The 18,580-nt window shown below is 75.0% G+C and carries 19 protein-coding genes; 11 read left to right on the forward strand and 8 right to left on the reverse strand.

The features are described from left to right. Positions 1 to 22: 22 nt before the first annotated feature. From K353_RS10915 to K353_RS10930, 4 genes are all read left to right on the forward strand, one after another. On the forward strand, positions 23 to 1,240 hold the full coding sequence (locus K353_RS10915) for a glycosyltransferase family A protein (RefSeq protein WP_111553378.1): 1,218 nt from the start codon (positions 23 to 25) through the stop codon (positions 1,238 to 1,240). A 137-nt stretch (positions 1,241 to 1,377) separates the two neighbouring features. Continuing rightward, positions 1,378 to 2,667, forward strand: coding sequence for a nucleotide sugar dehydrogenase (locus tag K353_RS10920; RefSeq protein ID WP_111553454.1), 1,290 nt, complete (start codon positions 1,378 to 1,380; stop codon positions 2,665 to 2,667). An 88-nt stretch (positions 2,668 to 2,755) separates the two neighbouring features. After that, positions 2,756 to 4,042 (forward strand): DUF445 domain-containing protein, encoded by a 1,287-nt coding sequence (locus K353_RS10925; protein WP_111553379.1) that lies wholly within the window; start codon positions 2,756 to 2,758, stop codon positions 4,040 to 4,042. 142 nt (positions 4,043 to 4,184) lie between these two features. Next, positions 4,185 to 5,183, forward strand: a complete 999-nt coding sequence (locus tag K353_RS10930; protein WP_111553455.1) for an adenosine deaminase — start codon at positions 4,185 to 4,187, stop codon at positions 5,181 to 5,183. Here the strand turns inward: K353_RS10930 and yidC are convergent. The 5 genes from yidC to K353_RS10955 form a co-directional block, all read right to left on the reverse strand. Next, positions 5,156 to 5,842, reverse strand: a complete 687-nt coding sequence (gene yidC / locus K353_RS10935; RefSeq protein WP_111553380.1) for a membrane protein insertase YidC — start codon at positions 5,840 to 5,842, stop codon at positions 5,156 to 5,158. The genes K353_RS10930 and yidC overlap by 28 nt on opposite strands. 198 nt (positions 5,843 to 6,040) lie before the next feature. Continuing rightward, positions 6,041 to 6,328, reverse strand: coding sequence for a DUF6412 domain-containing protein (locus tag K353_RS10940; RefSeq protein WP_111553381.1), 288 nt, complete (start codon positions 6,326 to 6,328; stop codon positions 6,041 to 6,043). 108 nt (positions 6,329 to 6,436) lie between these two features. Beyond that, complete coding sequence (locus tag K353_RS10945) at positions 6,437 to 7,510, reverse strand: Gfo/Idh/MocA family oxidoreductase (RefSeq protein WP_111553382.1); 1,074 nt, start codon at positions 7,508 to 7,510, stop codon at positions 6,437 to 6,439. Positions 7,511 to 7,601: 91 nt separating this feature from the next. Beyond that, positions 7,602 to 7,811 (reverse strand): hypothetical protein, encoded by a 210-nt coding sequence (locus K353_RS10950; RefSeq protein ID WP_111553383.1) that lies wholly within the window; start codon positions 7,809 to 7,811, stop codon positions 7,602 to 7,604. A gap of 156 nt (positions 7,812 to 7,967) precedes the next feature. Beyond that, the gene (locus K353_RS10955) at positions 7,968 to 8,747 is read right to left on the reverse strand and encodes an HAD-IIA family hydrolase (RefSeq protein WP_111553384.1); all 780 of its coding nucleotides are present in this window, start codon (positions 8,745 to 8,747) and stop codon (positions 7,968 to 7,970) included. A 298-nt stretch (positions 8,748 to 9,045) separates the two neighbouring features. Here K353_RS10955 and K353_RS10960 point away from each other — a divergent pair, with 298 nt between their 5' ends. Continuing rightward, positions 9,046 to 9,756: a uracil-DNA glycosylase gene (locus K353_RS10960; protein ID WP_199528065.1), complete on the forward strand. Its 711-nt coding sequence runs from the start codon at positions 9,046 to 9,048 to the stop codon at positions 9,754 to 9,756. 60 nt (positions 9,757 to 9,816) lie between these two features. Here K353_RS10960 and K353_RS10965 read toward each other — a convergent pair whose 3' ends face one another. Further along, positions 9,817 to 10,461, reverse strand: a complete 645-nt coding sequence (locus K353_RS10965; protein WP_111553385.1) for a 3-oxoacid CoA-transferase subunit B — start codon at positions 10,459 to 10,461, stop codon at positions 9,817 to 9,819. After that, on the reverse strand, positions 10,458 to 11,231 hold the full coding sequence (locus K353_RS10970) for a CoA transferase subunit A (protein WP_111553386.1): 774 nt from the start codon (positions 11,229 to 11,231) through the stop codon (positions 10,458 to 10,460). The genes K353_RS10965 and K353_RS10970 overlap by 4 nt, the downstream gene beginning before the upstream one ends. A 339-nt stretch (positions 11,232 to 11,570) precedes the next feature. On the opposite strand from K353_RS10970, the gene K353_RS10975 reads away from it, so the two are divergent. Genes K353_RS10975 through K353_RS11000 form a run of 6 tightly spaced genes read left to right on the forward strand, consistent with a single transcriptional unit; the run spans position 11,571 to position 17,082 of the window. Further along, positions 11,571 to 12,812, forward strand: coding sequence for a substrate-binding domain-containing protein (locus K353_RS10975; protein ID WP_111553387.1), 1,242 nt, complete (start codon positions 11,571 to 11,573; stop codon positions 12,810 to 12,812). 5 nt (positions 12,813 to 12,817) lie between these two features. Next, a complete protein-coding gene (locus K353_RS10980; RefSeq protein ID WP_111553388.1) occupies positions 12,818 to 13,576 on the forward strand; it encodes an ABC transporter ATP-binding protein in 759 nt (252 codons plus the stop codon). Then, on the forward strand, positions 13,573 to 14,301 hold the full coding sequence (locus tag K353_RS10985) for an ABC transporter ATP-binding protein (RefSeq protein WP_111553389.1): 729 nt from the start codon (positions 13,573 to 13,575) through the stop codon (positions 14,299 to 14,301). The genes K353_RS10980 and K353_RS10985 overlap by 4 nt, the downstream gene beginning before the upstream one ends. Further along, positions 14,298 to 15,164: a branched-chain amino acid ABC transporter permease gene (locus K353_RS10990; RefSeq protein ID WP_111553390.1), complete on the forward strand. Its 867-nt coding sequence runs from the start codon at positions 14,298 to 14,300 to the stop codon at positions 15,162 to 15,164. Before K353_RS10985 ends, K353_RS10990 begins: the two co-directional genes overlap by 4 nt. Beyond that, a complete protein-coding gene (locus K353_RS10995; RefSeq protein WP_233533500.1) occupies positions 15,161 to 16,231 on the forward strand; it encodes a branched-chain amino acid ABC transporter permease in 1,071 nt (356 codons plus the stop codon). The genes K353_RS10990 and K353_RS10995 overlap by 4 nt, the downstream gene beginning before the upstream one ends. Continuing rightward, positions 16,228 to 17,082: an alpha/beta fold hydrolase gene (locus K353_RS11000; protein ID WP_111553391.1), complete on the forward strand. Its 855-nt coding sequence runs from the start codon at positions 16,228 to 16,230 to the stop codon at positions 17,080 to 17,082. The genes K353_RS10995 and K353_RS11000 overlap by 4 nt, the downstream gene beginning before the upstream one ends. 72 nt (positions 17,083 to 17,154) lie before the next feature. Here K353_RS11000 and K353_RS11005 read toward each other — a convergent pair whose 3' ends face one another. Next, on the reverse strand, positions 17,155 to 18,429 hold the full coding sequence (locus tag K353_RS11005) for a hypothetical protein (protein WP_111553392.1): 1,275 nt from the start codon (positions 18,427 to 18,429) through the stop codon (positions 17,155 to 17,157). Between the last annotated feature and the right edge of the window lie 151 nt (positions 18,430 to 18,580).

The raw sequence follows: 18,580 nt of genomic DNA on the forward strand, positions 1-18,580 counted from the left end.
CCGGTACGGGAGTTGGCACCTCGTGACCGAGCAAGGACCGGACGTCAGCGTGGTGATCGCCGTCCACGACACCATGCCCTACCTGACCGCCTGCCTGGACTCGCTGGTGGGCCAGAGCATCGAGCCGCACCGGATGGAGGTGGTCGCCGTCGACGACGGCTCCGGCGACGGCAGCACCGAGGAGCTCGCCCGCTACGCGGCCGCCCACCCCGGACTGTTCCGCACCGTCCGGCAGCCCGCCTCCGGCGGCCCCGCCAGCCCCACCAACCGCGGCACCGAACTCGCCCGCGGCCGCTACCTGCTGTACCTCGGCGCCGACGACTGGCTCGGACCCGAGGCGCTGGAGCGGATGGTCGAGGCCGCCGACCGCTGGCAGTCCGATGTGCTGATCCCCAAGCAGGTCGGCGAACACGGCCGGGTCGTCCCGCAGGGCATCTTCGACCGCACCGCCGAACAGGTCGGCTTCACCGACTCCGCGCTCGCCTGGGCGCTCGGCGACACCAAGCTGTTCCGCCGCGAACTCGTCACCGCCCACGGGCTGCGCCGCCGCGAGGACCTGGTCATCCACTCCGACCAGCCCTTCACCCTCGGCGCGCTGCTGCACGCCCGCAAGGTCTCCGTCCTCGCCGACTACGACTACTACCACCTGGTGCTGCGCCGGGACCGCTCCAACGTCACCCACCGGGCCGGGCCGATGGACCGGCTGCGCGGCTTCACCGCCGCCCACGAGGTGCTCGACCGCAGCACCCTGCCCGGGCCCGACCGGGACGCCGTGCGGGCCCGCTACTTCAGCTGGGACGTCCCGCAGTTGCTCCAGGCGCCGTTCCTCGCCGAACCGCCCGACGCGCAGCGCCGGATCGTCCAGGAGATCGGCCGGTTCACCGACCGGCACTGCTCGCCCGCCGTGTTCCGCACCCTGCCCGTCCCCGCCCGGCTCCGGCTGGCCCTGGCCCGGCGCGGCGAACTGCTCGCCCTGTGCGACCTGATCACCTGGGAGCAGGACCACGGCGAGCCGCCCGCCGTCCGGCGCGGCTCCCGGCTCTACGCCGACCACCCGATGTTCCGCGACAGGCGCCTCGGCCTGCCCGACGCGCTGTTCGAACTCGGCCGCGCCCCCGGGCCGGCCGGCTGGCGCCGCCTCGTCCCCGCGCCGCTGCGCCGCGCCCGGTGGGCCGTCAAGCGCGGGCTGCGCAGGGCCCGCCGGGACGGCCTGGCCGGGCTGCTGCGGGGTGCCCGGTGAACGGGGTGCCGGAGCGGGACGCGGCGCACGGCACTCCGGTGCGGGACGCGCTCCTGGAGCCGGACGCCGGGCCCGCCGGGTCCCCGGCGGGCCCGGAGCCAGACGCGGCGGGCGCGGCCCCGCAGCGGAACGCGGTGCTGGACGTCTGCGTGGTCGGCCTGGGCAAGATCGGCCTGCCGCTGGCCGTCCAGTACGCCGGCAAGGGCCACCTGGTGACCGGCGCCGACATCGCCCCCGAGGTGGTCGCCGCCGTCACCGCCGGCCGTCCCCCCTTCCCGCGCGAGGCGCACCTCGACGAGCGGCTCGCCGAGGCCGTCGCGGCCGGCCGGCTGCGCGCCACCACCGACACCGCCGCCGCCACCGCCGGGGCCGACGCCGTGGTGATCGTCGTCCCGCTGGTCACCGACCCCGACGGCAACCCCGACTTCGCGCTGCTGGACGCCGCCACCGACGCCGTCGCCGCCGGACTGCGCCCCGGCACCCTGGTCAGCTACGAGACCACCCTGCCGGTGGGCACCGTCCGCGGCCGCTTCGCCCGGCGGCTGGAGGCCGGCTCCGGGCTGGCCGCCGGACGGGACTTCGCGCTGGTGTTCAGCCCCGAACGGGTCCGCACCGGGCGGGTCTTCGCCGACCTGCGGCGCTACCCCAAGCTGGTCGGCGGCATCGACGAGGAGTCCACCCGGCGCGGCGTCGCCTTCTACCGGGCGGTGCTCGACTTCGACCCGCGCCCCGACCTGCCGCGCGGCAACGGCGTCTGGGCGCTGTCCGGGACGGAGGCCGCCGAGTTCGCCAAGCTCGCCGAGACCACCTACCGGGACGTCAACATCGCGCTGGTCAACCAGTTCGCCCGGTACGCGGACCGGGTCGGCGTCGACCTCGCCGAGGTCATCGACGCCTGCAACTCGCAGCCCTACAGCCACCTGCACCGCCCCGGCATCGCGGTCGGCGGCCACTGCATCCCGGTCTACCCCCGGCTGTACCTGTGGAACGACCCGGGGGCCGGCGTGGTGCGGGCCGCCCGCGAGGCCAACGAGCAGGTCCCGGCGTACGCGGTCGGCCTGCTGGAGGGCGCGATCGGCCCGCTGGCGGGCGTCGCGGTGACGGTGCTCGGCGCGTCCTACCGGGGCGGGGTCAAGGAGACCGCGTACTCCGGGGTCTTCCCGCTGGTCGCCGCGCTCCGGGCGGCCGGGGCGGAGGTCGGCGTCAGCGACCCGCTCTACCCGCCGGAGGAACTGGCCGCGCTCGGCCTGCCGCCCGACCAGGGCAAGCCCGCCGCCGCGCTGGTCGTGCAGGCCGACCACCCCGAGTACCGGGACCTGGGCGCGATCGACTTCCCGGGCGTGCGGGTGCTGCTCGACGGCCGCCGGGTCACCGACCCCGAACGGTGGGAGGGCGTGCGGCGGATCGTGCTCGGCGGGGGCGGCTGAGCGGCGGGGACGCCGCGGCCCCGGCCCCGGACGGACGGATGTGCGGGGCGGCTGCCTTTTCCGGCGCGCGGTGTGCCAGGCTGGCGGGGTGAGCACGGACCAGACGGCCCCAGGGGTCAGCTTCACCGCCGCCGACGAGGAGAAGCGGCGCGGTGTGCGGAAGATGAAGACCGTCGCGACCGGGCTGCTCGCCCTGGCCACGCTGGTGTTCGCCCTCGCCACCTGGGCGAAGGCGTCCGGCGCGGGCGCCTGGGCCGGGTACGTCGCGGCCGCCGCCGAGGCGGGCATGGTCGGCGCGCTCGCCGACTGGTTCGCCGTCACCGCGCTGTTCCGCCGGCCGTTCGGGCTGCCGATCCCGCACACCGCGATCATCCCGACCAAGAAGGACGCCTTCGGGCGCTCGCTCGGCGACTTCGTCGGCGACAACTTCCTCTCCGGGCCGGTGGTCCGGGCCCGGCTCGGCCGGATCGGGGTGTCCCGGCTGCTCGGCGAGTGGCTCCGCGCGCCCGGCAACCCCGAGCGCGTCACCCACGAGGCCGCCGCCGCGCTGCGCGGCCTGCTGGAGGTGCTCCGCGACGAGGACGTGCAGGCCGTGGTCGCCGAGGCGGTCACCCGGCGGGCCGCCGCCACCTCGGTCGCCGAACCCGCCGGGCGGCTGCTCGGCCGGATCGTCGCCGACGACGGCCACAAGGGCGTGGTCGACCTGGTGGTGGCGCGCGCCCACGACTGGCTGGTCGCGCACCACGGCGAGGTGGTCGCCCGGGTCACCGCCAAGACCCCGGGCTGGACGCCGAAATTCCTCGACCAGCAGGTGGGGGAGCGGGTCTACAAGGAGCTGCTGCGCTTCGTCGGCGACGTCCGCGACGACCCGGTCCACCCCGCGCGCGGCGCGCTCGACAACTTCCTCGCCGACTTCGCGCGCGAGCTCCAGCACGACCCCGCCACCATCGAGCGGGTGGAGCGCGCCAAGTCCGACCTGCTGGCCCGCCCCGAGGTGCAGGACCTGATCGCCTCCTCGTGGGCGGCCGTCCGCGCCCTGGTGCTGAACGCCGCCGAGGACGAGGACAGCGAGCTGCGCCGCCGCCTCACCGAGGCGCTGCGCACGCTGGGCCGCCGGCTCGCCACCGACGGCCGGCTCCAGGCGAAGACCGACAGCTGGCTGCTGAACGCCGTCGACTACGTGGTCACCAACTACCGGGAGCAGATCACCTCGTTGATCTCCGAGACGGTGGCCGGCTGGGACGCCGCCGACGCCTCCCGCAAGATCGAGGCCAACGTCGGCCGCGACCTCCAGTTCATCCGGATCAACGGCACCGTGGTCGGCGCGCTGGCCGGCCTGTTCATCCACACCGTCAGCACCGCGCTGGGCGGCTGACCGGGCGGCGGGCCGCCGGGCGGTGCCGGGGCGGCGGGCCGCCGCGGGTTAGCATGCGAGGTCTGTCCGGGTCCGGGTGAGAGCAGAACGGGAGCGTGCCGTGGCCGAGGGTGTCCAGGGGATCGAGGCGTTCATCGCCGGAATGCCGAAGGCGGAGCTGCACGTCCACCACGTGGGCTCGGCCTCGCCGCGGGTGGTGGCCGAGCTGGCGGCCCGGCACGCCGGACGCAGCCGGGTGCCGGCCGACCCGCAGGCGCTCGCCGAGTACTTCACCTTCACCGACTTCGCGCACTTCATCGAGGTGTACCTGAGCGTCGTCGACCTGATCCGGGACGCCGAGGACGTCCGGGCGCTGACGTACGGCGTCGCCCAGGACATGGCCCGGCAGAACATCCGGTACGCCGAACTGACCGTCACCCCCTACTCGTCGGTCAACCGGGGCATCCCCGACACCGCCTTCATGGAGGCGATCGAGGACGCCCGGCGGTCCGCCGAGAAGGACCTCGGCATCGTGCTGCGCTGGTGCTTCGACATCCCCGGCGAGGCCGGGCTGGCCTCCGCCGAGGAGACCGCCCGCCTCGCCCTCGACCTGGCCCCCGACGGGCTGGTCTCGTTCGGGCTCGGCGGCCCCGAGATCGGCGTGCCGCGCCCGCAGTTCAAGCCGTACTTCGACCGGGCCCGGGCGGCCGGCCTGCACAGCGTGCCGCACGCGGGCGAGTCGACCGGCCCCGAGACGGTGTGGGACGCGATCCGGCTGCTCGGCGCGGAGCGGATCGGGCACGGCACCCAGTCGGTGAAGGACCCGGCGCTGGTCGACTACCTGGGCGAGCACCGCATCCCGCTGGAGGTCTGCCCGACCTCCAACCTGGCGACCCGGGTGGTCGAGCGGATCGAGGACCACCCCGTCCGGCAGATGGTCGACGCCGGCCTGCTGGTCACCATCAACAGCGACGACCCGCCGATGTTCGGCACCGACCTGAACACCGAGTACGCGGTCGCCGCGAAGCTCCTCGGCCTGGACGAGTCCGGCGTCGCGGCGCTCGCCCGCAACGCGGTCGAGGCGTCCTTCCTCGACCGGGCCGCGAAGCGCCGGCTGACCGGCGAGATCGACACCTACCTGGCGGCCTGGCCCACCGCCTGAGCGCCGGCGCCCCCCGCGGCCGGGCGGTGCAGGTACCGGCGCTCGGCCGTCGTCCAGGCGGTGCTGGTCAGCAGGTAGAGTGCGCCCGCGGCGGGCAGCAGCAGGGCGAACAGCGGGGTGCCGAAGGCCAGCCAGCGGGACGGGCCGGCCGCCGTGGGGGAGTGCGCGGCGCGGCGGGCGTTGTACCAGGCCAGGGCCAGTAGGGCCGCCTCCAGGGCGGCGAACAGCGCGAACTGGGCCGGGGTGTGGGCGGTCGCGGGGCGGGTGCCGAGCGGGACGCCCGCGAGGGTCGCGTCCAGCAGGTGGCCCGGGGCGGTGGTGAACAGGCGGTACATCACCGAGAAGAACGGGGCCTGGAGCAGCGCCGGGAGCAGGCCCGCGAGCGGGCCGGTGCCCTCCGCGCGGTGCAGGGCGAGCAGTTCGCGGTTCAGCCGGGCGGGGTCCTCGGCGTGCCGCTCGCGCAGCCGCGCCACCTGCGGCGCGACCCGGGCGCGGGCCCGTTCGGTGCGGGCCGCGGTACGGGCCAGCGGGTGGAGGGCGGCGCGGACCGCCAGGGTGAACAGGACGATCGCGGCCGCGGTGGGGACGGCGGTGGCGAGGGCCGCGACGGCGGCGTGGGCGAGGTGGACGGCGGGGTCGAGGACGCTGAGGACGGACACGGTGGCTCTCCGGGAGTCGGCGGGACGGCGACGGTGCTCGGAGGGCGGACGCGCGGAGGGGGCCGACGGCGCCGGGCGCGCGGGCGCGCGCGGCGGGGGTCGGGGACGGTGCGTGGTCGCTCGCGCGCGTCCCCGGACGCGGTCCCGGCCCCGGTGGGGTGCGGGAGTGCGGGGAGGCGCGGAGGAGGGACGGGCCCCTCAGGCGGCCGCGGGCCGCCGTCCCGGGGCGCGGGGGCGGGCGCGGCCCGGGGCGTCCGGGTCGCGCGGGGGGAGGTAGGCGGTGCGGTAGGCCCGGCGGCGCAGGGCGCCCGCGTGGACGGCGGCCGGGGTGCGGGCGCCGGGGAGGCGGGCCGCGGCGAGGGCGGTGCCGGTGGCGACGGCGGCGAGCAGGAGCAGCGCGGCGGCCGCGGTCAGCGCGCCCGGACCGGCGGGCAGGTCGCCGGTGAGGACCCGGAGCAGGGCGAGCAGCAGCGGCGTGGCCGACACGGTGCGCACCTCCTGGGGCCGGGGCCGGGGCCCGGGTTCGGGTCCGATGGTACGTCAACGGCGGGGCGGCGGTCCGGGGTTCCCGCCTTCCCGCCGTCGACGCGGGGGTCAGGGCAGGCGGACCACCGAGGCGGTCGCGGCGGAGGCGCGGGCGGCCTCCAGGACGGCGAGGGTGGCGACGGCGTCGCGCGGGTCGACGGGCGGCGGGGTGCGGTCGGCGAGCGAGGCGGCGATGCCCGCGTAGTACGCCGGGTAGTCGCCGGGGTCGGTGGTGACGGACTCGGCGTCGCCGTCGCTGCCGAGCAGGCCGTACGCGGCCGGGTCGTCGTCGCCCCAGTGCCCGTCCGGCGCGCCCGGGCGGCGGCCGGCCCGCAGCGCAGCCTCCTGCGGGTCCATGCCGAACTTGACGTAGCCGGCGCTGTCGCCGAGGACGCGCAGCCGGGGCCCGGCGAGCGGGGCGAGGGCGCTGGTCCACAGCTGGGAGCGGACGCCGCCGGTGTGGGTGAGGGCCAGGAAGGCGTCGTCGTCGACCACCGCGCCGTCGCGGCGCACGTCGATCTCCGCGTACACCGTCTCGACCGGACCGAACAGGGTGAGCGCCTGGTCGACCAGGTGGCTGCCCAGGTCGTACAGGGTGCCGCCGACCTCGGCCGGATCGGCCAGCTCGCGCCAGCCCGCCTTGGGCTTGGGGCGGAAGCGCTCGAAGCGGGACTCGAAGCGGTGCACCCGGCCGAGGCGCCCCTCCGCGATCAGGCGGGCCGCGGTCAGGAAGTCGCCGTCCCAGCGCCGGTTCTGGAACACCGACAGCAGCAGGCCGGACTTCTCGGCGAACTCGCACAGGTCGCGGGCCTGGTCGCTGGTCGCGGCCAGCGGCTTGTCGACCACGGTGGCCAGGCCCGCGAGCAGGGCGGTGCGGGCGAGCGGGACGTGGGTGCGGTTGGGGGAGGCGATCACCACCAGGTCGAACCGGTCGGCGTCCTCGAACAGCTGCTCGGGGGTGTCGAGGGCGCGGGCGTCCGGGTGGTCGCGGTGCAGCCGGGCGCGGCGGTCGGGGTTGGCGGTGACCACCGCGTCCAGCCGGAGTCCGGGCGTGCCGGCGATCAGCGGGGCGTGGAAGGCGGAACCGGCCAGGCCGTAGCCGATCAGGCCGACGCGGAACGGGGCGGAGGGCGTGCTGCTCATGGCCTCCACTCAACCACCCCGGCCCGTCGCGGCGGCGGAGGCCGCCCGGTCCGGCCCGCCCCGCCGGTGGGGAGGGCCGGGGAGGGGCCGGTCAGCGCTCGGACGGGGGGCGGCACCGGTGCCGTACGGCGGACGCGGCACCGGCCAGCAGCAGCACCGAACCCACCGACAGCAGCACGCCGTTGAGCACCGCGGCGCCCTCCCCGGACCCGGCGAGCCGCACGGCCGGCCCGGCCAGCAGGGCGGCGACGGCCAGCAGGACGGCGGCGCGGGCGGTGGCGGTGCGGTGGACGGAGGCCATCCGGGGCTCCCTTGCGTCGGGCGGAGCGGGCGTGTCCGGGACGCTGACCGTTCTCAGTGCGGTAACTGCCGGTACGTCAGGGTGGTTACGGTCGGCTTGAGGCGGTGTCGGGGCGCCCCGCACCGGGGTCGACGGTCCGGGCGGGGCGCCGGGGCGTCAGACCAGCTCGACCAGGTCGGCGATCGAGTTGACCACCTGGGTCGGCCGGTACGGGAAGCGGTCGACGTCGGAGGCGTGGGTCAGGCCGGTCAGCACCAGGAAGGTCGACATGCCCGCCTCCATGCCGGAGACGATGTCGGTGTCCATCCGGTCGCCGATCATCGCGCTGTTCTCCGAGTGCGCGCCGATCGCGTTCAGGCCCGCGCGCATCATCAGCGGGTTGGGCTTGCCGACGAAGTACGGCTCCACGCCGGTCGCCTTGGTGATCAGCGCGGCCACCGCGCCGGTCGCGGGCAGCGCGCCCTCGGCGGACGGGCCGGTCTCGTCCGGGTTGGTGGCGATGAACCGGGCGCCGTCGTTGATCAGCCGGACGGCCTTGGTCATCGCCTCGAAGGAGTACGTCCGGGTCTCGCCCAGCACGACGAAGTCCGGTGCGGTGTCGGTCAGCACGTAGCCGATGTCGTGCAGCGCGGTGGTCAGGCCCGCCTCGCCGATCACGTACGCGGTGCCGCCCGGGCGCTGGTCGTCCAGGAACTTGGCGGTGGCCAGGGCGGAGGTCCAGATGTGCTCGGCGGGCACGTCCAGGCCCATCCGGGCGAGCCGGGCGTGCAGGTCGCGCTGGGTGTAGATCGAGTTGTTGGTGAGCACCAGGAAGGGCTTTCCGGACTCACGCAGCCGCTGGAGGAAGGCATCGGCGCCCGGGATCGGCACGCCCTCGTGGATGAGGACTCCGTCCATGTCGGTCAGCCAGGTCTCGATGGGCTTGCGGTCTGCCACGTGGGTGTCTCCTTGGTCTTGCACAGGTCGAACGATCTTCGTGATCGCTCCGACCGGACACCACTGGCCGGTCGGGCGCCACAGGCTGCCCCAACGCCGATCAGCCTAGTCGTCCCGGTCGGCCGGCCACAGGGGCGTCCGCGCCCGCCGCGCCCCGCGCCCCGCGCCCCGGGCCGCGGCGGGCGCGGCGGGCTGTCGGCGCGACTGTGTAGCGTTCACCGCGGCGGGTCCGGGACGGGCCCGCGGAACGCACGAGTGAGAGCGGCCGCCGTGCGGCGCGGCCGGTGGGAGGTACAACGTGACGGAGCTGGCCCAGACGCCCGCGAACGGCGCGCCGGAACTGCCCGAGTCCTGGCGGGGGGTGCTCGCCGAGGAGACCGGCAAGCCCTACTACGCGCAGCTGACCGGGTTCCTGGCCGCCGAGCGCGCCGAGCACGAGGTGTTCCCGCCCGCCGGGCAGGAGTTCTCGGCGCTCGCCGCGACCGCGTACCAGGACGTCCGGGTGCTGATCCTCGGTCAGGACCCTTACCACGACAACGGCCAGGCGCACGGCATGAGCTTCTCCGTGCTGCCGGGCGTCCGGACCCCGCCGTCGCTGCGCAACATCTACAAGGAGCTGCACACCGACCTCGGCCTGGCGGTGCCCGACAACGGGTACCTGATGCCGTGGGCCGAGCAGGGCGTGCTGCTGCTCAACGCGGTGCTCACCGTGCGGGCGCACGAGGCCAACTCGCACAAGAACAAGGGCTGGGAGAAGTTCACCGACGCGGTGATCAAGGCGGTCAGCGCCCGCGAGGAGCCCTGCGTGTTCGTGCTCTGGGGCGGCTACGCGAAGAAGAAGCTCCCGCTCATCGACACCAGCCGCCACGTGGTCGTCCAGGGCGCGCACCCGTCGCCGCTGTCCGCGAAGCTGTTCCTCGGCAGCAAGCCGTTCTCGCAGATCAACGAGGCCCTGGAGGGCTTCGGCCGGAAGCCGGTCGACTGGCAGATCCCGAACCTGAACCCGTAGCGGCACGGCCGGGGCCCGGGCCCGGGGGAGCGCCTCCTCCGGGCCACGGCCGTGCCCGCCTCAGGCGAGGACCGGCGGTTCGGTGGCGGCGCGCAGCCGGTCGAGGGTGACGCCGTCCGCGAGTTCGACCAGCCGCAGGCCCCCGGGGGTGACGTCGAGGGTGGCCAGGTCGGTGACGATCCGGTGGACGACGGCCCGGCCGGTGGCGGGCAGCGAGAGCTCGTCCACGATCTTGGGGGTGCCGTCCTTCGCGGTGTGCTCCATCACCACGATCAGCCGGCGGGCCCCGTGCACCAGGTCCATCGCGCCGCCCATGCCCTTGACCATCTTGCCGGGGATCATCCAGTTGGCGAGGTCGCCGCCCGCGGAGACCTGCATCGCGCCGAGCACCGAGACGTCGATCCGCCCGGCGCGCACCATGCCGAAGGAGAACGCCGAATCGAAGTACGCCGCACCGGGGTTGACGGTGACGGTCTCCTTGCCGGCGTTGATCAGGTCGGGGTGGACGTCGGCGTCCGCCGGGTAGGGGCCGGTGCCGAGGATGCCGTTCTCGGAGTGCAGGACGACGTGCACGCCCGGCGGCAGGTGGTCCGGGATCAGGGTGGGCAGGCCGATGCCGAGGTTGACGTACTGGCCGTCGCGCAGTTCGCGGGCGGCCCGGGCGGCGAGCGCCGCCCGCGGGTCCGAGGGGGCGGCGGTGGTCATCGGGACTCCTCCGGGGCGGCGGGGCGGCGGACGGTGCGCCGCTCGACGCGGCGGTCGGCGGGGTCGGCGGCGACGATCCGGTCGACGTACACGCCGGGCAGGTGGACGGCGTCCGGCGGGATCTCGCCGGGCTCGACGATCCGGTCGGCCTCGACCACGGTGACCCGGCCGGCGGTGGCGCACAGCGGGTTGAAGTTGCGGGCGGCGGCGTGGAAGACGCAGTTGCCGTGCCGGTCGGCGACCTCGGCGCGGACCAGCGCGAAGTCGGCGTTGATCGCCTCCTCCAGCAGGTGGCGGCGGCCGCCGAACTCGCGGACCTCCTTGGGCGGGGAGGCCAGCGCGACCGCGCCGCCGCCGGGGGCGTAGCGCCAGGGCAGGCCGCCCTCCTCCACCTGGGTGCCGGCCCCGGCCGGGGTGTAGAAGGCGGGGATGCCCGCGCCGCCGGCCCGCAGGCGTTCGGCCAGGGTGCCCTGCGGGGTGAGTTCGACCTCCAGCTCGCCGTTCAGGTACCGGCGGGCGAACTCCTTGTTCTCGCCGACGTAGGAGGAGGTCATCCGGGCGATCCGGCCGGCCCGCAGCAGCAGGCCCAGGCCCCAGTCGTCCACCCCGCAGTTGTTGGAGACGACCCGCAGGCCGGTGGTGCCGGCGTCGACCAGGGCGCCGATCAGGGTGGACGGGATGCCGCACAGGCCGAAGCCGCCGACCGCGAGCAGCGCGCCGTCGGGAATGTCCCCGACCGCGCGGGCCGGGGAGTCCAGGACCTTGTCCAAGGGGGGCCGCCTTTACCAGGAGAGGGCAGGAGAGGGCAGGGAGGTGCAGGGGAGGTGCAGGGGAAGGGTGCGGGGAGGTGCAGGGGAGGGGTGCGGGGGAGGGACCGACTGGCGCACCACCCTCCCCGCAGGCCCCGGGGCTTTCCATGGCGGACGGCGCCATGGCGCGGGCGCCCGCCATGTGCCCGCCGCACACCCCCGGACGCCCGCCGCCGCGACATGGCGGCGGGCCACGCAGTGCGGGCGGCCGATGTGTGGTTCCGTCACATGTCGTCCCACCGGGCGCGCCCCTACGGTTCCGGCATCCCACCAGCACCGGTACGTCAGGAGCCCCCCACCATGCCAGTCACGGACGCCACCCACAGACGCCCCGTCCGGAAGCTCGCCGCGCTGGCCGCCTGCGTGCTGCTCGCCGCGGGCTGCGCGAAGGCCGGCACCGCGGGCACCTCGACCGGGGCCGGGAGCGGCGGGGGCGACAAGAGCCCGGTCAAGGTCGGCCTGGTGTACTCGAAGACCGGCCCGCTGGCCGCCTACGGCAAGCAGTACCTGGAGGGCTTCAAGGCGGGCCTGGCGTACGCCACCAAGGGCACCGGCGCCGTGGACGGCCACCCGGTGGAGGTCGCCGAGCAGGACGACGCGGGCGACCCGGCGAAGGCGGTCTCCGCCGCCAAGGACCTGATCGGCAAGAACTACAAGATCCTGGCGGGCTCCACCGCCTCCGGCGTGGCGCTCCAGGTCGGCCCGATCGCCGCCCAGAACAAGGTGCTGTTCATCTCCGGCCCGGCCGCCGCCGACAAGGTCACCGGCCTGAACAAGTACACCTTCCGCTCCGGCCGCCAGTCGTACCAGGACACCCGGGCCGCCGCCTCGTTCATCGGCGACGCCAAGGGCAGGAAGGTCACCGTGCTGGCCCAGGACAACGCCTTCGGCCAGGCCAACGTGGCCGCCGTCAAGGCCGTCCTGGGCGCCGAGGGCGCCACCGTGGACGCCGTGCTGGCCCCGCCGTCCGCCACCGACCTGACCCCGTTCGCCACCCAGGCCAAGGACGCCAAGCCCGACCTGCTGTACGTCGCCTGGGCCGGCGACACCGCGTCCGCGCTGTGGACCTCGCTCAACCAGCAGGACGTGTTCTCCGCGACCAAGGTCGTCACCGGCCTCGACGTGGCCGCCTCGTACCCGCTGTTCGGCCCGGCCGCCGAGAAGATCGACTTCCTGAACCACTACTTCGGCGGCGCCGCCGGCACCGCGGCCGAGAAGGCGATGACCGACGCGGTCACCGGGGCCGGCTCCAAGCCCGACCTGTTCACCCCCGACGGCTTCACCGCCGCCCAGATGGTGGTGCACGCGCTGGAGGCCGCCCAGGGCTCCGACGCCGACACCGACGCGCTGGTCAAGGCCCTGGAGGGCTGGAGCTTCGACGGCGTCAAGGGGAAGCTCACCGTCCGGGCCGAGGACCACGCGCTGCTCCAGCCGATGTTCCAGGTCAAGCTGGTCGGCAGCGGCGCCGACGCCAAGCCCACCGCGGTCAGGACCCTGGACGCCGACCAGGTCGCCCCGCCGGTCGCCCCGATGGCGGGCTGAGCCCGATGAGCACCCCCGCCCCGGTCCTGCGGCTGGACGGACTCGGCTGGTCCGTGCGCGGCGTCCCGATCGTGCAGGACGTCAGCCTCGACGTCGCCGAGGGCGAGTTCGTCGCCTTCATCGGCCCGAACGGGGCGGGCAAGACCTCCCTGTTCAACCTGATCACCGGCATCCACCCCGCCACCCGCGGCACCCTCCACCTGGACGGCGCCGACATCACCGCCCTGCCGGTGCCCGCCCGGGCCCGGCGGGGCCTGGGCCGGACCTTCCAGACCTCCTCGCTCTGGCCCGGCCTCACCGTCGCCGAGCACCTGCGCCTCGCCGCCCAGGCCGCCGCCGGACCCGCCGCCTCCTACCGGATCTGGCGGCGGGCCGGACGCCACCGGCAGCAGGTCGAGGAGACCCTGGAGCGCACCGGCCTGGCCGACCGCGCCGACGACCCGGCCGGCTCGCTCTCGCACGGCGGCAAGCGCAAGCTCGAACTCGCGGTGCTGCTGGTCGGCGAGCCGCGGCTGATCCTGCTGGACGAGCCGATGGCCGGCGTCAGCGCCGAGGAGGTGCCCGCGCTGGTCGAGCTGATCCGCTCCGTCCACCAGGAGCAGGGCCGCACCGTCCTGATGGTCGAGCACCACATGGACGTGCTGCTGGGCCTGGCCGACCGGCTCGCCGTGATGCACCACGGCACCCTGCTCGCGCTCGACACCCCCGACGCCGTGATGGCCGACGCCACCGTCCAGGGGGCCTACCTCGGGGAGGCGCTGTGAGCCTGCTGACGGTCCGCGACCTGCGGGTGGTGATCGACGGCCTGCACATCCTGCACGGGGTGGACCTGGACGTCGCCGCCACCGGCGTCACCGCCCTGCTCGGGCGCAACGGCGCCGGCAAGACCACCACCGTCAAGGCGGTCATGGGCCTCGTCCCGCGCACCGGCGCCCTCACCTTCGACGGCGCCGACATCGGCCGGCTCCCCACCCACCTGGTGGTCCGCCGCGGCATCGGCTACGCCCCCGAGGACCGCGGGATCTTCGCCGGCCTCAGCGTCGCCGAGAACCTCCGGCTCGCCGAACGCGACACCGCCCCCGCCTACGACCTGGTCTTCGAGCTGTTCCCCGAGCTCAAGCAGCGCCACCGGCAGCCCGCCGGGACGCTCTCCGGCGGGCAGCAGCAGATGGTCGCCATCGCCCGCACCCTGCTCAACGGCAACCGGCTGATCATCGCCGACGAGCCCACTAAGGGACTCGCCCCGAAGATCGTCACCGAGGTCGCCGACGTGCTCGCCCGGGCTGCCGAGACCGTCCCCGTCCTGCTGGTCGAACAGAACCTCGCCCTGGTCCGCCGGGTGGCCGGCCACTGCGCCGTCCTCGCCGACGGCCGCACCGCCCACCAGGGCGACGCCCGCGCCCTGCTCGCCGACGAGGACGCCGCCCGCCGCCTGCTCGGCGTCGGCGGCCACCGCCCCGCCCCCGCACCCGAGGTGACGCCCCGATGAACACCGTCGTCCTGCTCGCCTGCACCGGACTCGGGCTCGGCGCGCTGTACTTCCTGGTCGCCTCCGGCCTCTCGCTGATCTTCGGCCTGATGGACGTGCTCAACTTCGCCCACGGCGCGCTGCTCTCGGTCGGCGCCTACGCCGCCTGGTGGGCCGCCACCGACGGCGGGATGGGCTTCTGGCTGGCCGTCCCGTTCGGCACCCTGGTCGGCACCGCCGCCTCGGTGCTGCTCGAACTCGCCCTGATCCGCCCGCTGTACGCCCGCCCCCGGGACCAGATCCTGGCCACCGTCGGCGTCGGACTCGCCCTGCCCGCCCTGCTGATGGGCGTCTGGGGCTCGGACGCCCGGCCCTTCCCGCAGCCCGCCGCGCTCTCCGGCACGGTCGGCCTGCTCGGCGCGACCGTCCCGGTCAACCGCTTCGTGCTGATGGCCGCCGCGCTGGTGGTGCTGGTCCTGCTCCGGCTGTTCCTGGCCCGGACCCGCTACGGCCTGATCGTCCGGGCCGGCGTCGAGGACCGCGCGATGGTCACCGCCCTGGGCATCGACGTCCGCAGGGCGTTCACCCTGGTCTTCGCGATCGGCGGCGCCGCCGCCTCGCTCGGCGGGGCGCTGGCCGGCCTCTACTTCGGCTCGATCAACCCCTCCCAGGGCACCGGACTGCTGATCTTCGCCTTCGTCGTGGTGGTGATGGGCGGCATGGGCTCGGTCACCGGCGCCGCCGTCGCCTCGGTCGGCGTCGGCCTCGTCCAGCAGTTCGCCAACTACTACACCGCGGCGGGCCTCGGCGACCTCTCGGTGGTCGTCCTGCTCGCCGTCCTCCTGCTCGTCAAGCCCCGCGGACTCACCGGGAGACTCGCGTGACCACCCACCTCAAGCGCTGGTGGCCGCTGGCCCTGCTGCTCGTCCTGTTCGCCGCGCCCTACAGCACCCTGCCGCTGCCCGGCCTGCTCGACGGGCCGCTCGGCAGCCCCGGCAGCCTGCAACTGATCGCGCTCTGCCTGCTGTACGGGGGCCTGGCCACCGGCTACGACCTGCTGCTGGGCCGGACCGGGCTGCTCTCCTTCGGGCACGCGCTGTACTTCGCCACCGGCCTGTACGCCACCGACCTGGCCATGCTCGAACTCGGCCTCGGCTTCTGGCCCGCCGCGCTCTTCGGCGTGGCCTGCGCGGTGGCCCTCGCGCTGGCGCTCGGCGCGGTCTCGCTCCGGGTCACCGGCATCGGCTTCTCCATGGTCACCCTGGCCTTCGCCCAGGCCGGCTCGATCCTGGTGCAGCGCAACCCCGGCGGCCTCACCGGCGGCGAGGAGGGCCGCTCCGTGCCCGCCGCGCACCTGCCCGACGCGCTGATCGGCATCCAGAACACCGCCAACCTGTACTGGATCGCGCTGGCCTACCTGGTCGGCACGCTCGCCGTCGTGCACTGGACGGTCTCCTCGCCCACCGGCCGGGTCTGGTCCGGCATCCGGGAGAACGAACGCCGGGTTGAGGTGCTGGGCCTGCGCCCGTACGGCTTCAAGCTGGTCGCGTTCACCGTCTCCGGCGCGCTGGCCGGCGCGGGCGGCGTGGTCTACCTGCTGCTCACCGGCGGCGCCACCCCGCAGGCGGCGAGCTCCGACGCCACGCTCGCGCTGCTGGTGATGGTGGTGCTGGGCGGCTCCGGCACCCGCTGGGGCCCGCTGCTCGGCGGCGTCCTCTACACCTGGGCCGCGCACCGGCTCGGCGACCTGGCCAACTCCGACTCGGTCGCCGAACTGCCGTCCGTGCTGCGGGTTCCGCTCTCCCAGCCGCTGTTCCTGCTCGGTACGCTCTTCGTCGCCGTGGTCTACCTGCTGCCGGGCGGCCTCGCCAAGCTCCCCGCCCGGCTGCGCGGCGGCCGCACCGCCGGGGCCGCGGCCCCCGTCACCGCCGTCCCGGAAGGCGCCGCATGACCAGCCCCCAGCCCGTCGCCCTGACCGTCCCCGTCGAGGGCGGCGACCTCGCCGTCCTGCACTGGCCCGCGACCGTCCCCGGCGCGCCCGTGGTGGTCGCCGTCCACGGCATCACCGCCAACGCGCTGGCCTGGGCCCCGCTGGCCCGGCTGCTCGACGGCCGGGCCGCGCTGTACGCCCCGGACCTGCGCGGCCGGGCCGCCAGCCGCGACCTGCCCGGCCCCTGGGGCCTGGCCCGGCACGCCGAGGACGTCGCCGCGCTGGTCACCGCCCTGGACGCGGGCCCGGTCCGGCTTGTCGGCCACTCGATGGGCGCCTGGGTCTCGGCCCTCACCGCGACCCGGCACCCGGAACTGGTCGCCGAACTCACCCTGGTGGACGGCGCGGTGACCTTCCCGCTGCCGCCCGGCGTCAGCGAGCGGGACGCCCTCGCCGCGGTCCTCGGCCCGGCGCTGGCCCGGCTCTCGATGACCTTCCCCGACCGCGCGGCCTACCGGGCGTTCTGGCAGGCCCACCCCGCGTTCGACCCGTGGACCGAGGAGCTCGACGCCTACACCCAGCGCGACCTGGTCGGCGAGGCCCCCGAGCTGGTCTCCTCCTGCGTCCACGAGGCGGTCACCACCGACGGCGCCCAGGTCCTGCTCGACCCGGAGGCCGCCGGGGCGGTCCACCGGCTGACCGTCCCCGCCCGCCTGCTCTACGCCGAGCGCGGCCTGATGGACGAGCCCCGGGCGCTCTACGACCCCGCCCGGCTGGAGGCCGCGAAGGTCACCGTCCCGACCGAGCCGGTCGCGGACACCAACCACTACTCGATCATCCGCTCCGCGCGCCTGGTGGAACTGCTGGTCTGACGGCGGCACGGCGACACGGCCGGGGGCCCGGGAAGCGAACTCCGCTTCCCGGGCCCCCGGCCGTCCCGTCCGCTACGCGCCCAGGAAGGTCTGCCAGCCGCCGGCCGGGGCCTGGCCGACGTTGAGGGTGCGCAGCTTGCGGAGGGTGGACTGGTCCTGGACCTCCAGCCAGTCGACGAGCTGCTTGAAGGAGACCAGGCGGACGTCGGGCTTGTCGGCGATCTGCCGGAGGGCCTCCTCGACCGCGTCCATGTAGATGCCGCCGTTCCACTGCTCGAAGTGGTTGCCGACGAAGAACGGGGCCCGGTTGGTGGTGTAGGCGCGCTCGAAGCCCGCCAGGTACGCGTCGCGGGCCTGGTCGCGCCACTGGCCGTACTTCGCCGGGTCGCCCTTGGTGGAGCCGCCGGACTGGTTGGCCAGGATGTTGTAGTCCATGGACAGCACCTGGAAGTTGTGGCCGGGGAACGGGATGCCCTGGAGCGGGAAGTCCCAGATCTTGCCGTCCTGGACCTTCTGCGGCCAGATCTGCAGGCCGCCGGGGGAGCTGGCGTCGTACTTCCAGCCGAGCTTGGCGGCGGTCGGCAGCAGCGCCTTCTGGCCCTCCAGGCAGGGGGTGCGGCCGCCGATCAGCTCCTTCTTGTAGTCGAAGGGGAACGGGTCGACGTCGGTGAAGCCGGTGTTGGTCCGCCACTGGGTGACGAAGGACACCGCCTGCTGGATCTCGCTCTCCCAGTCCTCCGGGGTCCACTTGTTGACGCCGTTGTGGTCGGAGCGGGTGGAGCAGAAGTGCCCGTTGAAGTGGGTGCCGATCTCGTGGCCGGCCTGCCAGGCCTGGGTGATCAGCTTGATGGTGTTGCGGACGGCGTTGTCGGACAGGAACGGGATGTCCGAGGCGCCGACGGGGTGCTGCGGCGGGTGGTAGAGCGAGGACTTCTCCTTCGGCAGGGTGTAGATGCCGGAGAGGAAGAAGGTCATCGCCGCCTTGTGCTCCTCGGCGAGCTTGAGGAAGCGGGCGAACTGGCCGTCGTCGGTGGCCCCGGCGCCGTCCCAGGAGAAGACCACGAACTGCGGCGGCGTCTCACCCGGCTTCAGCTTCTCCGGCGTGGGCTGGCGGGGCTGGGTGCCGGTGTCGGCGGTGGAGCCGTCGCCGAGCGGGGTGCCCTTGACGGCGGACGGGCTGGTGCCGGCGGAGGCGCTGCCGGTGCCGGTGCCGCCGGTGCCGCCGGAGGCGGCGTCGGAGCCGGGGCGGTTCGCCGTGCCGCCTCCGCTGGAACAGGCCGCGACGGCGCCGAGGGCCGCCGTGGCCGCTGTGGCGGTCAGCACTGTCCTGCGCGAGATGCTGCTCATGGTCTCCCCTGCCACGGTGGGCCCGGCCGGAACGAGGACCCGGGCGCCGACACGCGGCTCCCGGGGTCAACTTCTGGCAAAATCGGACAATTTGACGGTATTGCCACCCAAGGATGGCATGCCCGGGACGGACGGTCCAATGCCGCCCACC

Source organism: Kitasatospora sp. SolWspMP-SS2h (assembly GCF_003259315.1).
GTDB classification, from domain to species: Bacteria; Actinomycetota; Actinomycetes; order Streptomycetales; family Streptomycetaceae; genus Kitasatospora; species Kitasatospora fiedleri.

Coding starts and splice junctions, on each gene's coding strand:
- K353_RS10930 (WP_111553455.1), top strand. CDS start 4,185: ATGCCGAAGGCGGAGCTGCACGTCCACCACGTGGGCTCGGCCTCGCCG.
- K353_RS10945 (WP_111553382.1), bottom strand. CDS start 7,510: ATGAGCAGCACGCCCTCCGCCCCGTTCCGCGTCGGCCTGATCGGCTAC.
- K353_RS10950 (WP_111553383.1), bottom strand. CDS start 7,811: ATGGCCTCCGTCCACCGCACCGCCACCGCCCGCGCCGCCGTCCTGCTG.
- K353_RS10965 (WP_111553385.1), bottom strand. CDS start 10,461: ATGACCACCGCCGCCCCCTCGGACCCGCGGGCGGCGCTCGCCGCCCGG.
- K353_RS10975 (WP_111553387.1), top strand. CDS start 11,571: ATGCCAGTCACGGACGCCACCCACAGACGCCCCGTCCGGAAGCTCGCC.
- K353_RS10980 (WP_111553388.1), top strand. CDS start 12,818: ATGAGCACCCCCGCCCCGGTCCTGCGGCTGGACGGACTCGGCTGGTCC.
- K353_RS10990 (WP_111553390.1), top strand. CDS start 14,298: ATGAACACCGTCGTCCTGCTCGCCTGCACCGGACTCGGGCTCGGCGCG.
- K353_RS11000 (WP_111553391.1), top strand. CDS start 16,228: ATGACCAGCCCCCAGCCCGTCGCCCTGACCGTCCCCGTCGAGGGCGGC.
- K353_RS11005 (WP_111553392.1), bottom strand. CDS start 18,429: ATGAGCAGCATCTCGCGCAGGACAGTGCTGACCGCCACAGCGGCCACG.